This is a genomic window from Lysobacter sp. Root667 (assembly GCF_001427715.1).
Lineage (GTDB): Bacteria > Pseudomonadota > Gammaproteobacteria > Xanthomonadales > Xanthomonadaceae > Lysobacter.
Genome location: NZ_LMHF01000011.1, coordinates 160,038 through 173,618, shown reverse-complemented (window position 1 = coordinate 173,618; position 13,581 = coordinate 160,038). Strand labels below are relative to the sequence as shown.

At 69.6% G+C, this 13,581-nt stretch carries 7 protein-coding genes; all 7 read left to right on the top strand.

What is annotated here, in order from left to right:
* The first annotated feature begins 55 nt into the window (after positions 1–55).
* The 7 genes from ASD78_RS10900 (at position 56) to ggt (ending at position 13,567) form a co-directional block, all read left to right on the top strand.
* A complete protein-coding gene (locus ASD78_RS10900) occupies positions 56–1,063 on the top strand; it encodes a glucokinase (protein WP_055905330.1) in 1,008 nt (335 codons plus the stop codon).
* A 138-nt stretch (positions 1,064–1,201) separates the two neighbouring features.
* Positions 1,202–3,937 (top strand): TonB-dependent receptor, encoded by a 2,736-nt coding sequence (locus ASD78_RS10895; protein ID WP_056101258.1) that lies wholly within the window; start codon positions 1,202–1,204, stop codon positions 3,935–3,937.
* Between the two features lie 199 nt (positions 3,938–4,136).
* On the top strand, positions 4,137–6,530 hold the full coding sequence (locus ASD78_RS10890; RefSeq protein WP_156087711.1) for a family 20 glycosylhydrolase: 2,394 nt from the start codon (positions 4,137–4,139) through the stop codon (positions 6,528–6,530).
* A gap of 130 nt (positions 6,531–6,660) precedes the next feature.
* A complete protein-coding gene (locus ASD78_RS10885; RefSeq protein ID WP_235565851.1) occupies positions 6,661–7,305 on the top strand; it encodes a tetratricopeptide repeat protein in 645 nt (214 codons plus the stop codon).
* 289 nt (positions 7,306–7,594) lie between these two features.
* Positions 7,595–8,788 carry an EAL domain-containing response regulator gene (locus tag ASD78_RS10880; RefSeq protein WP_056101252.1) on the top strand — a complete coding sequence of 398 codons (1,194 nt, stop codon included), beginning with the start codon at positions 7,595–7,597 and terminating at the stop codon, positions 8,786–8,788.
* A gap of 10 nt (positions 8,789–8,798) precedes the next feature.
* Complete coding sequence (locus tag ASD78_RS10875; protein ID WP_056101249.1) at positions 8,799–11,690, top strand: ATP-binding protein; 2,892 nt, start codon at positions 8,799–8,801, stop codon at positions 11,688–11,690.
* Positions 11,691–11,836: 146 nt separating this feature from the next.
* Positions 11,837–13,567 carry a gamma-glutamyltransferase gene (gene ggt, locus ASD78_RS10870; protein WP_055905308.1) on the top strand — a complete coding sequence of 577 codons (1,731 nt, stop codon included), beginning with the start codon at positions 11,837–11,839 and terminating at the stop codon, positions 13,565–13,567.
* Positions 13,568–13,581: the final 14 nt, after the last annotated feature.

The window sequence follows — 13,581 nt, the reverse complement described above, 5'->3', positions numbered from 1 at the left end:
GCGCCGAAAGGGCGGGCGGTCAAAACACCGTCTCGGCACGGCCGGTGCGGGCCGCATGAGCGCTGCCAGCAAACTGGCCCCGGCCGTGTCTCCGTTCATCGCCGCCGACGTCGGCGGCACCCACACCCGGGTCGGCCTGGTCCGGGCCGGCGCCGCGGGCGAGTCCGCGGTGGCCGTGCTGGCGCACCGCAAGTACGTGTGCGCCGATTACCCCAGCCTGTCCGCGATCCTGGCCGATTTCCTGGCCGGTGCGGGCGCCGGCGCCGGCGCCGACCGGGTCGCGATCGCCTGCGCGGGCGTGGTCCTGGACGACGCGGTGATCAATTCCAATCTGCCGTGGCGGATTTCGCTGTCCGAGCTGCGCCGCGAGCTCGGCCTGCGCGAAGTGCAGTTCATCAACGACTTCCAGGCCGCCGCGCATGCCGCCCAGTGCATGGCGCCCGGCGACTCGACCCTGCTCACCCCGGGCGTCAGCGATTCCGCGCCGGGGCCGGTGCTGGTGATCGGCCCGGGCACCGGCCTGGGCGCGGCGGTGCGGATTCCGTTCCGCGGTGCCACCGTGATCCTGCCGACCGAATCCGGCCACACCGCCTTCGCGCCGGGCAGCGCGCGCGAAATCGAAATCCTGCGCTGGATGCAGCAGCGCGGCGCGCATGTATCCACCGAACACCTGGTGTCCGGCCCCGGCCTGGTCAACCTGTACGACGCGCTGTGCGCGATCGACGGCGTCGATCCCAGCCTGCGCGCGCCGGCCGCGATCACCGAGGCCGCGCGCCGCGGCGACGCGCTCGCGCGCGAGGCGGTGCTGACCTTCTGCGCGCTGCTGGGCAGCGTGATCGGCGACCTGGCCGTGATCAGCGGCGCCAAGGCGGTGTTCATCGCCGGCGGCATCCTGCCGCAGCTCAAGGATTTCCTCGACGCCAGCAGCTTCCGCGAACGCCTGCTCAACAAGGGCGCGATGCGCCCGGTGCTGGAGCGCGTGCCGGTGCGGCTGATCGAGAACGAACAACTCGGCGTCATCGGCGCCGCCAGTTGGTACCTGGAGCACGCCAATGAGGCCTGAGCCCGGCAGCGCGCTTCGCGTTATCCGCTGAATTGCCGGCGCCGGGCACCAACGGCGCTGGAACAGGACGTACCAGGCTTCGCCCAATCGACGCAGATCGAGCGGCGGAGAGGACCATAGCCCGAGGGAGAGAACCCAATGAAAGTTCGCAAGACCATTCTGTCCGTCAGTATCGTCGCGGCCCTCGCCTTTGCCGGCCAGGCCGTGGCCCAGGACGCAACCGCCGCTTCGCAGGACGCCAAGGACCTAGACACCATCGTGGTCAAGGGCATCCGTGGCGCGATCGAACAGTCGCTGGATACCAAGCGCGACGACGTCACCCGAGTCGAGGTCATCACCTCCGAAGACATCGGCAAGATGCCCGACAAGAACGTCGCCGACTCGCTCGCGCGCGTGCCCGGCGTCAACATCTCGGCGGCCAGCGCCAACGAAGGCGCGTTCGACGAGAACGACCGCGTCTCCATGCGCGGCACCAGCCCCAGCCTGACCCAGACCCTGATCGACGGCCACAACATCGCCACCGGCGACTGGTTCGTGCTCAACCAGACCGGCACCGTGGGCCGCAGCGTGAGCTACTCGCTGCTGCCGTCGGAACTGGTCGACAAAGTGATCGTGCGCAAGTCGTCCGAGGCCAAGCTGGTCGAAGGCGGCGCGGTCGGCAGCGTCGACATCGTCACCCGCAACCCGCTCAATTTCGAGAAGGGCTTCAGCATCTTCGGCTCGGTCGGCGGCGTCTATGCCGAGCAGCCGAGCAAGACCGATCCGCAGATCTCGGTGCTGGGCAACTGGAAGAACGACGACGGCAGCTTCGGCATCACCGTGCAGGCGTTCAGCGAGGAGCGTCACCTGCGCCGCGACGGTCAGGAGCTGCTGGGTTACGAGCAGATCGGCGCCAACACCGCCGCCGGCGTCGCCCATCCTGACCTGGTCGGCGTGTTCTTCCCGACCCTGCTGGGTTCGGCGCTGTTCGAACAGGAGCGCAAGCGCACCGGCGGCATGTTCACCGCGCAGTGGAAGCCCGCCGACAACTTCGAACTGGAAGCCAACTATTTCCGTTCGGACATGAAGGCCGACAACTACAACCGCAACTACATGATCTGGGGCAGCCGCATCATCAACGGCCTCAACGGCACCAACGGCCAGGTGCCGCTGCCGGGCTATGTGGTGCGCAACAACACCCTGGTCTCGGCCAACTTCGCGCCGACCCCGGGCGCCGATCCGTCCAACGCCTTCGGCATCTACGACCAGATCTCGCGTCCGGGCGCCAAATCCAGCACCGAGTTCTTCAGCCTGGAAGGCAAGTGGGACGTCAGCGACAAGCTGCGTTTCTCGGCCCAGGCCGGCACTTCCGAAGGCCACGGCGAAACCCCGGTGCAGGACGTGGCCGAGTGGGACGTGGGCCTCAACAGCGGCGGCGGCTGGGGCCTCAACGGCGTCGGCGCAGCCGACTGGCACCTGGGCAACGCCAACACCGGCGCGCCCGGCATCCCGAACACGGACTACCGCCTGGATTGGATCTTCGGCTTCCAGGACATCGATGTCGAAGACAAGGAAGACTGGGGCCAGATCGACGGCACCTACTTCTTCGACGGCGGCCTGGTGACCTCGATCGACTTCGGCGTGCGCCAGGCGCGTCACGAGCGCAACCTCGACCAGGTCACCGCGCAGGGCCCGAACTTCGCTCTGCCGCAGGACCCGTTCAATCCGGCCAACTGGCCGCAGGGCTACAGCAACTACCCAGGCGACTTCGCCAACGGCATCGGCGGCAATTTCCCGCGCAACATCTGGTACTTCTCGCCGGAAAGCCTGGCCGCGTTCAACCGCCTGGCCAACCGCGACCCGGTCTCGCGCTTCTACTTCCTCGGCGCCTACGGTCTCGAAGAACAGAGCACGGCCGCCTACGGTCAGATCAACTTCCAGGGCGAGCGCTGGACGGCCAACGTCGGCCTGCGTTACGTGGAAACCCAGGAAGACGTCACCAACTACGTGAGCACCTCGGCCACCGATCCGGCCGCGATCACCACGTCCGCGTTCGGCGCGTACAAGACCGTGCTGACCAAGAACACGTACAAGGACTGGCTGCCGAGCGCGAACCTCAAGCTCGACATCACCGAGGACGTGGTCCTGCGCCTGGCCGCTTCGCGCACCCTGACCCGCCCGGATTTCTCGGCGATCGCGGGCGCGGTCTCGCTGCTCCCGCCGGCCGCGGTCAACGGCGTCGGCACCGGCACCGGCGGCAACCCGAACCTCGCCCCGATCCTGTCGACCAACCTCGACGCGACCGTGGAGTGGTACTACGGCGAGCGCGCTCTGTTCTCCTTCGGCGTGTTCAGCATGAACATCGACAACTACGTGTCGCTGGCCAACGTGCGCCGTCAGTACCTGACCATCGATGCCCAGCGTCCCAACGGCGCGATGGTCGACTACGACGTGACCATCCCGGTCAATTCCAACGCCAAGGTCAACGGCTTCGAGCTGGCCTGGGAAGGCCCGATCGGCGACTACTTCGGCGCGTTCGCCAACTACACCTACGCCGAATCCGACACCGACGACGGCACGCCGATGCTGGGCACGTCCGAGAACACCTACAACGTCGGCCTGTGGTTCGAGAACGACCGCTTCAACGCCCGCGTCAACTACACCTACCGCTCCGAGTTCTACAGTGGCCTGGATCGCGCCTCGGCGTTCTACCAGGACGAAATCGACACCGTGTCGGCCTCGTTCGGCTACAAGATCAACGACCACATGGCCTTGAGCCTGGACGCGATGAATCTCAACAACCCCAAGACCACGTACTACGCCACCAAGGACCGTCCTCGTTCGGTGTACGAGAACGGCCGCCAGTACTATCTGAACTTCCGCTTCAACTACTGATGCGAAGAAGCGGGCGGTAGGGTGCGGTGACAACCGCACCGTCGCGAACGGTCCCGCCGGCGCGATGGTGCGGTTCGCCTGCAGCTCACCACACCCTACGGGCTTGGCGGTAAGGTGACAGCGTTCAGCTGCGACAGCGGGCCCGGTTACGCCGGGCCCGCTTGTTGTATGAGTGTCGGACGGACAAAAGGGGGCGGGGATGAGCGGTAAACGCATGCGCGCGGCTGTGGCCGCGGCGGTAGCGCTGTCCATGGTGACGGCGATCACATTGTCGGCCTGCCAGCGCGGCGGCCAGGACGCTGCGGTGGAGGTGCCGGCCGCGCAGCGCTCGCAAGCCACCCCGGTGATTCCGTTGCCGGCCAAGGTGGAGCTGCGCGAGGGCAGGTTCGCCCTGGACGCGGGCACGCGTCTGCAGGCGGCCAACGGCGACAAGGAAGCGGCGCGCATCGCGCGCGACTTCGCCGCGCGTGTGCAGCGCCTGCGCGGCTTCGCGCCGAGCGTGGACGCCAGCGGCCAGGCCCAGGGCGAGGCCGCGCACACCGTGGTGTTCGCGATCGACCGCCAGGCCGCCTTGCCCAGCGACGAGGCCTACACCCTGGACATCGGCCCGGAAGGTGCGCGCATCCAGGCGCGCGCGCCGGCCGGCCTGTTCTACGGCGCGGTCACGCTGTGGCAGCTGGCCACCGCCGACGGCGGCCGCGGCACGGCGCAGATCGCCGCGCAACGCATCGAGGACGCGCCGCGTTTCCCCTGGCGCGGGCTGATGCTGGATTCGGCGCGCCATTTCCAGAGCGTCGAGCAGGTCAAGACCCTGATCGACCAGATGGCGCTGCACAAGCTCAACACTTTCCACTGGCATCTGACCGACGACCAGGGTTGGCGGATCGAGATCAAGAAGTATCCCAAGCTGACCGAAGTCGGCGCCTGCCGCATTCCGGCCGGCGCGTCCGGCCACGATCCGGTCACCGGCGCGCCGCTGCCGTACTGCGGTTTCTACACCCAGGACCAGATCCGCGACGTGGTCGCTTACGCCGCCGAACGCTACGTCACTGTGGTCCCGGAAATCGAAATGCCCGGCCACGCCCAGGCCGCGATCGCCGCCTACCCCGAGTACGGCGTGGGCGACGTGCTCAAGGCGCCGCCGCCGGTGTCGCCGGACTGGGGCGTGCACACCTATCTATTCAACACCGACGACGCCACCTTCGGCTTCCTCCAGGACGTGCTCGCCGAGGTCACCGCGCTGTTTCCCGGCCGCTACATCCATATCGGTGGCGACGAAGCGGCCAAGGACCAGTGGCAGGCCTCGCCCAGCATCCAGACGCAGAAGGCCGCGCTGGGGCTGAAGGACGAGATGGCGATGCAGAGCTGGTTCGTGGCCCGGATCGAGAAATACCTCGGCAGCCGCAACCGCAGCCTGGTCGGCTGGGACGAGATCCTCGAAGGCGGCCTGCCGCCGCGCGCGACGGTGATGTCCTGGCGCGGCACCAAGGGCGCGATCGAAGCCGCGCGCGCCGGCCACGACGTGATCCTGTCGCCGGCGCCGGACCTGTACTTCGACCACGTCCAGAGCGACAACGACGACGAACCCGCCGGCCGTCTGGCCGCGATCACGCTCAAGGCCGTGTACGGCTTCGAACCGGTGCCGACCGAACTCACGCCCGAGCAGGCCAAGCACGTGCTCGGCGCCCAGGCCAACCTGTGGACCGAACACCGCCGCAGCTTCGACGCAGCCGAGCGCGCCTTGTTCCCGCGCACCGCCGCGCTGGCCGAAGCGGTGTGGTCGCCCAAGGGCGCGCGCGACTGGGACAGCTTCCTGCGCCGGTTGGTGCCGCAGATGGCGCGCTACCAGGCGCAGAACGTGCAGGCCTCCGACGCCGCGTTCGCGGTGCGCTACCAGGCCGAACGCGACGCCCAGGGCCAGCCGCGGGTCAAGCTCAGCAACCAGGTCGGTTTCGGCCAGATTCGCTATGTCGAGGGCAAGGGCCCGCTCAGCAACGCCTCGCCGCTGTACGACACGGCCCTGCCGCTGCGCCCGCCGACCACTTTCCAGGCCGCGACCTACGTCGACGGCCGTGCGCTGTCGGCGCCGCGCCGCTACGCCCCGGCCGACATGGCCGCACTCACCCAGCGCACCGGCAATCGCCTGCGCCAGTGCAAGGGCGGCCTGAACCTGCGCATGGAGGACGACGCCCCGGCCGACGGCATCGGCGGACGCTCGCCGCGCGCGGCCCTGCTCGCCGACGTGTTCGACCCGTGCTGGATCTACGAAGGCGCCGCGCTGGACCAGGTCGGCGCGATCGAGGTCCGGGTCGGCCAGCTGCCGTACAACTACCAGTTGTGGCGCGACACGCCCAAGATCGTCAGCCGCCCCGCGAACGGCCCGGAAGGCGCGCTGGAAGTGCGCGCCGACGGCTGCGAGGGCGCGCCGATCGCGGTGCTGCCGCTGGGTTCGGCGCGCCGCACCGCCGGCCTGACCACGCTGCGCGGAAAAGTCGCGCCGACTGCGGGCACCCACGACCTGTGCCTGGTGTTCGCCAGCGGCAGCCACGACCCGCTGTGGGCGATCGAGCGGGTGACCCTGCGGCCGCGCTGAGGCTGAATGCGCGGCCCCGACGCGCGTCGGGGCCGCGCAAGGCCCGATTTGCCGCAAAAAGCGTGATGAACGGCGCGATCCCTGTCCCGCTCGGGTTAGCATATGTGGGTATCAGGGGGATCCATCGATCATGCGTATTCGTAGTGTGTTGTTGACGGCCGTGCTGGCCGTATCCGGAACCGCAGCGGCCCAGACCGCCACCGCGCCGTCGCTGCCCAAGCCCGTCGAGTTCTACTTCGATGCCGACACCAACACCACCAAGCCGGTGGTGGTCGTGCGCGAGACCGGCGAAGCGGCGATGCAGAAGCTGAGCCGCATCCTCGAGCGCAAGGCCGGCGCCGACGCCGAAGCCGCGCAGCTCGCGCATCTGGCCATGGAAAGCGGCCGCGTCGACCTCGGACGTCAGTTGTACGCGCGTGCCTTGTCCGGCCTGGACGCCAGCGACGGCATCTGGCGTGCGGTGATGTGGAACTACGGCTGGGATCTGTACCGCGCCGGCGACGACAAGGCCGCGTTCGAACAGTGGCGCACGCTGTACGCCGCCCGCGGCGTCACCGCCTCGTGGATGCCGCCGACTTTCGCTTTGGCGCTGTGGTCGCTGGGCCGCAAGGACGAAGCCGTGCAGTGGTATGCCGCCGCCGTGCGCACCGAGCCGACCCAGTGGGTCGACAGCGCGCAGTTCGCGCGCCTGCTGCCGGGCTGGACCGAAGCCGAGCGCAAGACCCTGGCGGAAGTGCAGGCGGCCTGGGCCGCGAACCCGCCGAAGTATCCGTAACGCATCGCGCACGGATCGAATCGAAAAGCGGAGCTTCGGCTCCGCTTTTTTTGTGCCGCGTGCAGCGCGCCCGCAGCCGGCGCGCGTGGCTGTCCGGACGGACCTGCCATCGCCGCGCCGTCGCCCGTGCGACGGCCGCGACCGTTCGTCGGCGCCGTTGCCGTTGGACGCTATGCGCGGATACAGTCGGCGCGAATGCAGCCGATCCGCGTGGCTGCGCAGCCGCCGGTCCGTTGCGATCGCGGCGCACCGCGCCACGGCCATGGCGGCAGTCTTTCCAGGGAACGGCATGTCGATTACGGCGCTCAGCGTGATGGTGGTCGAGGACCATGGGTTCCAGCGCCGCATGGCGCTGCGCATGCTCGCCGAGCTGGGCGTCGAGCAGGTATTCGAAGCCGCCGACGGCGCCGGCGCGTTGCGCCTGCTCGAGGAAGTGCGCTCGCCGCCGGACGTGATCCTGGTCGACCTGGACATGCCCGGCATGGACGGCATCGAGTTCATCGACCACGTCGCCCAGCGCAGCCTGGCGCGTTCGGTGGCGGTGGTCAGTGCGCTCGATCCGGCCCTGCTCAACACCGTGCAGACCATGGCCCGCGCCTACGGTTTGCGCATGCTGGGCAACGTCGAGAAGCCGCTGACCCGGGCCAAACTGCAGCAGGCGCTGGAAGGCTACGAACACGCGCTGCATGCCGAAGAGGACGACGAGCCGGTCGAGGTCACGCCGCAGCTGATCCGCGAAGCGCTGGCCGCGGGCGAGATCGGGCCGTGGTTCCAGCCCCAGGTCGAGTTCGGCAATGGCAAGGCGGTCGGGGTCGAGGCGCTGGCGCGCTGGCGCCGCGCCGACGGCCGCATCGTGCGCCCGCAGCACTTCGTGCCGATGATGGAGCGCGAAGGCTTGGTCGACCTGCTGACCGACCACATGCTGGTCGAGGGTTGCCGCTGGAAGCGCGCCTGGGACCGGCAGGGCATCCGTTTGAACCTGTCGATCAATGTTTCGCCGGCGACGCTCGCCGACGCCGGCGCGGCCGACCGTTTCCAGCATCTGGTGCGCGTCGCCGGTGTGCCGCCGGAAGAGGTGGTGCTGGAGATCACCGAGAGTTCGCTGATGACCGATGCCGCGCGCGGCCTGAATGTGCTCGCGCGGTTGCGCCTGAAGGGCTTCGGCTTGTCGATCGACGACTTCGGCACCGGCTATTCCTCGTTGGCGCAGCTGTCGCAGATTCCGTTCACCGAACTCAAGATCGATCAGGGCTTCGTCTCCGGCGCTAAGGAGCAGCCGCGCAAGCGCGCGGTGATCGAGGCCAGCCTGGACTTGGCGCGCAAGCTCGGCCTGGACGTGGTCGCCGAGGGCGTGGAGACCGTCGACGACTGGCAGATGCTGGCCGAACTGGGCTGCGGCATGGCCCAGGGCCATTTGATCGCCGAACCGGTGCCCGGCGAAGACCTGCCGGTCGTGCTCGGCCGCTGGCGGCGGCCGGAGTAGAGCGCAGCGCATGCGCGCCTGGTTGGGCACGCTCAGCATCCGACGTCAGCTGTGGGCGCTGTTCGGCCTGCTGCTGCTGACCGGCGCGACGGTGCTGGTGATCGATGAAGTCGCCCAGTACCGCGCACGCGAATCGCTGCTGAGCCTGCGCAACGATTCGCTGCGCGGTCTGCGCCGGATCAAGATGGTGTCCGACGCCTACGGCCTGGACGTGGTCGACACCACCTTCCGGGTGCGCAACTACCTGGTGCCCTGGCGCGAAGGCGTGGCCACCATCGACGGCGCGCGCGCCCGCATCGACGAAAGCTGGGCGGTGCTGGAACGGCTGCCGCGCACCGCCGAGGAGGAGGTGCATTTCCGCGCCGCCGGCCAGGCGCGCGTGGCCGCCGACGCGGCCGCGGCCGAACTGCGCGCGATCCTGCAGCGCGAAGACATGCCGGCCCTGGGCCGGTTCGCCGACACGCGCCTGTACCCGGCCATCGACCCGCTGACCCAGCGCCTGAAGCTGCTGTCCGATCTGGAAATGGTCGAAGCCGACAGCGTGGTCCACGCCGATATCGAGCGCAGCCGGCGCGTGAGCGCGCTGCGGATCGGGCTGTCGGTGCTGGCCCTGCTGGTCGCGGCCGTGGTCGGGCGCCGCGTGTTGCGCAATGCCTACCGCGGCATCGAAAGCCTGACCTGGCTGGCGCGGCGCATGCGCGAGCACGACTACACCGCCACCCCCAGGCACCAGCCGCGGGGCGAGCTGGCGATGGTGATGCAGGTGTTCCTGGACATGCGCCGCGACGTGCTGGGTTTCGAGAACGAACTCACCGGCCAGCTGATCCGCAACGAGCGCACCCGCGCCGAGCTGGAGCGGCGCGAGCGCTTCCAGCGCTCGCTGCTGGACGCGGCCCAGACCGCGATCGTCGCGGTCGACGCGCAGGGCTGCTTCACCCTGGTCAATCCCTTCGCCGAGCAACTGCTGGGCTGGCGCGCCGCCGACCTGCTGGCGCGCGAACGCCTGCATGCGCTGTTCGAACCCAAGGCGCTGCAGGCCCTGGCCTACGAACTCGGCGACCGCCTGGGCCGGCCGGTGCAGGCCGACTGGACCGCGCTGCGCGAACTGGCGTCGATGCGCGCCGCGCCGCGCGAGGCCACGCTACGCCATCGCAACGGCACCTGGGTGCCTGCCCTGCTGGCGGTATCCGCGATGAGCGACGCCGACGGCGCCGACGGCGGCCTGCTGCTGGTGGCCGCCGATCTCAGCGCGATCCGCCGGCTCGAGCGCGAACTGCGCGCGAGCGAGGCGCGCGCGCAGGAGGCCAGCCGCGCCAAGTCCTCGTTCCTGGCCGCGATGAGCCACGAGATCCGCACCCCGATGATCGGCGTGACCGGCATGATCGAAGTGCTCGCGCATTCGCGCCTGGACCCCGACCAGCGCCGCGCGCTCAACATCATCCAGCAGTCGTCGGCCTCCCTGTTGCAGATCATCGGCGACATCCTGGATTTCTCGAAGATCGAAGCCGGGCACCTGGAACTGTCGCCGACCGTGGTCGGCCTGCCGGCACTGTTGCGCAGCACGGTCGCCAACTACGCCGGCGCGGCGTCGAGCCGGGGGTTGAACCTGCTGTGCGAGATCGACCCGCGGATCGGGCCGGCGCACCGCGCCGACGCGTTGCGGCTGCGCCAGGTGATCGGCAATTTCCTCTCCAACGCGCTCAAGTTCACCGCCGAAGGCCTGGTGCAGGCGGCGCTGGAGTGGCAGTCCAGCGCCAAGGACGCCGACGGCACGGTGCGCGACACGCTCTGCTTCCGCGTCACCGACACCGGCATCGGCGTCGGCGAGGAACAGCAGCGGCATCTGTTCCAGCCGTTCCATCAAGCCGAAGGCGACACCACGCGCCGCTACGGCGGCACCGGCCTGGGATTGGCGATCTGCCGCCGACTGGCCGAGCTGATGGACGGCGAGGTCAGCATGGAAAGCCGCCCCGGCCTGGGCACGACCATGCGTCTGATCGTGACCCTGCCGCGCGCGCCGGAGTCGGAACTGCCGTCCGATCCGGAAGCCAGCGCGCCGGCCACGGTCGCGCTGCGGCCCATGCCCAGCCCCGAGCAGGCCGAGCGCGAGCGCAGCCTGGTGCTGCTGGCCGACGACCATCCGACCAACCGCATGGTGATCGCGCGCCAGCTCGCCCTGGCCGGCTACGCCAGCGAGTCGGCCGAGGACGGCCTGCAGGCCTTGGAGCGCTGGCGCAGCGGCCGCTACGCGCTGCTGCTGTCGGACGTGCACATGCCCGGCCTGGACGGTTACGCCTTGGCCGCCGCGATCCGCGAGATCGAGCAAACGCAGGGTCTGGCGCGTACGCCTATCGTCGCCCTGACCGCCTCGGCGCTGAAAGGCGAGGCCGAACGCTGCCTGGCCGCGGGCATGGACGACTACCTGACCAAGCCGGTGTCGGTGGCGGTGCTGGCGACCTGCCTGCAGCGCTGGCTGCCGCACACGCTGGGCAACAACGACGCCGCCGCCGCCGCCGCGACCGTGGCGCCGGCCGCGCCCGCGGTGCTGCCGCAATTCGGCCAGGTCCAGGCCTTGGACCGCGACGTGCTGGGCGCGCTCACCGGCGGCTCGCCGGCCGAGGCACGCGAGGTGCTCGAAGAGTTCCTGGCCGCGACCGTGCAGGACCTGGTCGCGCTGCACGCCGCGCGCGACGGCGGCGACGCCGTGGCTTTGACTCGCCAGGCGCACAAGATCAAAGGCGCCGCGCGCATGGTCGGTGCCGCCGAGCTGGCTCAAGTCGCCGAGGCGCTGGAAAACGCCGGCCGCCAGGGCGAATGGCTGGCGATCCCGCCGCTGGCGGACTATCTCGACGCCGCCCTGCAACGTCTGCGGCTGGCGGCCGCGCAACTGCCGTCGGAGTGAATCCGCACGGGTTTCCCGCCGGCCGGATGGGGCCGGGCAGGATCGGCGCCGCATACGCCGGCGTCGGGTCGCGATCCGCCCGACTGCGTCGCTCCCGGCCGCGCCGGTCTGCGTTATCGTCGCGGTCCGATCCGCGGAGCCGCGCCATGACCTCACGCCGCCTGCCTCACCGTTTCCCGCTCGTCCTGCTGTGTGCGTTGTTCGCCGCCGGCCACGCCGCGCCCGCGCCGGCCGCCGACCGCGTCACCGGCAAGCCCTTCGCGACCCGCAGCGAGGTCTATGCCCCGCACGCGATCGCCGCGACCTCGCACCCGCTGGCGACCCAGATCGCGCTGGACGTGATGAAGCAGGGCGGCAGCGCGGTCGATGCGGCGATCGCTGCCAATGCCGCGCTCGGCCTGATGGAGCCCACCGGCAGCGGTATCGGCGGCGACCTGTTCGCGATCGTCTGGGATCCCAAGACCCAGAAGCTCTACGGCTACAACGGCTCCGGCCGTTCGCCGAAATCGCTGAGCCTGGCCGAGTTCCGCAAGCGCGGCCTGAGCGACGTGCCGTCCTACGGCCCGCTGCCGGTGACCGTGCCCGGCGCGGTCGACGCCTGGTTCGCCCTGCACGAGCGCTTCGGCCGCAAGCCCATGGCCGACGACCTCGCCCCGGCGATCCGCTACGCCCGCGAAGGCCACCCGGTGCACGAGGTGATCGCTTACTACTGGAACGCCTCGGTGCCGCGCCTGTCGAAGTGGCCCGGCTTCAAGGAGCAGTTCACCATCGACGGCCGCGCCCCGCGCACCGGCGAAACCTGGAAGAACCCGAACCTGGCCGCGACCCTGGAGAAGATCGCCAACGGCGGCCGCGACGCGTTCTACAAGGGCGACATCGCCCGCACCATCGACGCCTACTTCAAGGCCAACGACGGCTACCTGAGCTACGACGACCTGGCCTCGCACCACGGCGAATGGGTCGAGCCGGTCAGCAGCAACTATCGCGGCTACGACGTGTGGGAACTGCCGCCCAACGGCCAGGGCATCGCCGCGCTGCAGATCCTCAACATCCTGGAAGGCTACGACCTCACGCGCTACGGCTTCGGCAGCCCGGAACACGTGCACCTGTTCGCCGAGGCCAAGAAGCTGGCCTTCGCCGACCGCGCGCGCTGGTACGCCGACCCGGCGTTCGGCAAGCAGCCGGTCGAGCAGTTGATCTCCAAGCGTTACGCGCAGCAGCGCCGCAAGCTGATCTCGATGGACAAGGCCGCGCGCGAAGTGCAGCCGGCCACGCCCAAGGAGCTGGACGAGGGCGACACCATCTACCTGACCGTCGCCGACGCCGACGGCATGATGGTCTCGCTGATCCAGTCCAACTACCGCGGCATGGGCAGCGGCATGGCCGCGCCGGGCCTGGGCTTCATCTTCCAGGACCGCGGCGAGCAGTTCGTGCTCAAGGAAGGGCACCCCAACTCGTTCGCGCCGGGCAAGCGCCCGTTCCACACCATCATTCCCGCGTTCGTGACCAAGGACGGCAAGCCCTGGCTGTCGTTCGGCGTGATGGGCGGCGCGATGCAGCCGCAGGGGCACGCGCAGATCGTGATGAACCTGATCGACTTCGGCATGAACCTGCAGGAAGCCGGCGATGCGCCGCGCATCCAGCACGACGGCTCCACCGACCCGGCCGGGCAGGCCACGGTGATGAGCGACGGCGGCGAGCTCGACCTGGAAACCGGCTACCCGTACGAGACCGTGCGCGAACTGATGCGCAAGGGCCACAGCGTGCGCTTCGCCAACGGTCCCTACGGCGGCTACCAGGCGATCATGGTCAATCCCAACGGCGGCTATGTCGGCGCCAGCGAATCGCGCAAGGACGGCCAGGCCGCGGGCTATTGAGCCGCGGCCGTATC

Bases quoted from the DNA above. Each gene is read 5' to 3' on its own strand.
- ASD78_RS10900 (WP_055905330.1), top strand. From the start codon at position 56: ATGAGCGCTGCCAGCAAACTGGCCCCGGCCGTGTCTCCGTTCATCGCC.
- ASD78_RS10895 (WP_056101258.1), top strand. From the start codon at position 1,202: ATGAAAGTTCGCAAGACCATTCTGTCCGTCAGTATCGTCGCGGCCCTC.
- ASD78_RS10890 (WP_156087711.1), top strand. From the start codon at position 4,137: ATGAGCGGTAAACGCATGCGCGCGGCTGTGGCCGCGGCGGTAGCGCTG.
- ASD78_RS10885 (WP_235565851.1), top strand. From the start codon at position 6,661: ATGCGTATTCGTAGTGTGTTGTTGACGGCCGTGCTGGCCGTATCCGGA.
- ASD78_RS10880 (WP_056101252.1), top strand. From the start codon at position 7,595: ATGTCGATTACGGCGCTCAGCGTGATGGTGGTCGAGGACCATGGGTTC.
- ASD78_RS10875 (WP_056101249.1), top strand. From the start codon at position 8,799: ATGCGCGCCTGGTTGGGCACGCTCAGCATCCGACGTCAGCTGTGGGCG.
- ggt (WP_055905308.1), top strand. From the start codon at position 11,837: ATGACCTCACGCCGCCTGCCTCACCGTTTCCCGCTCGTCCTGCTGTGT.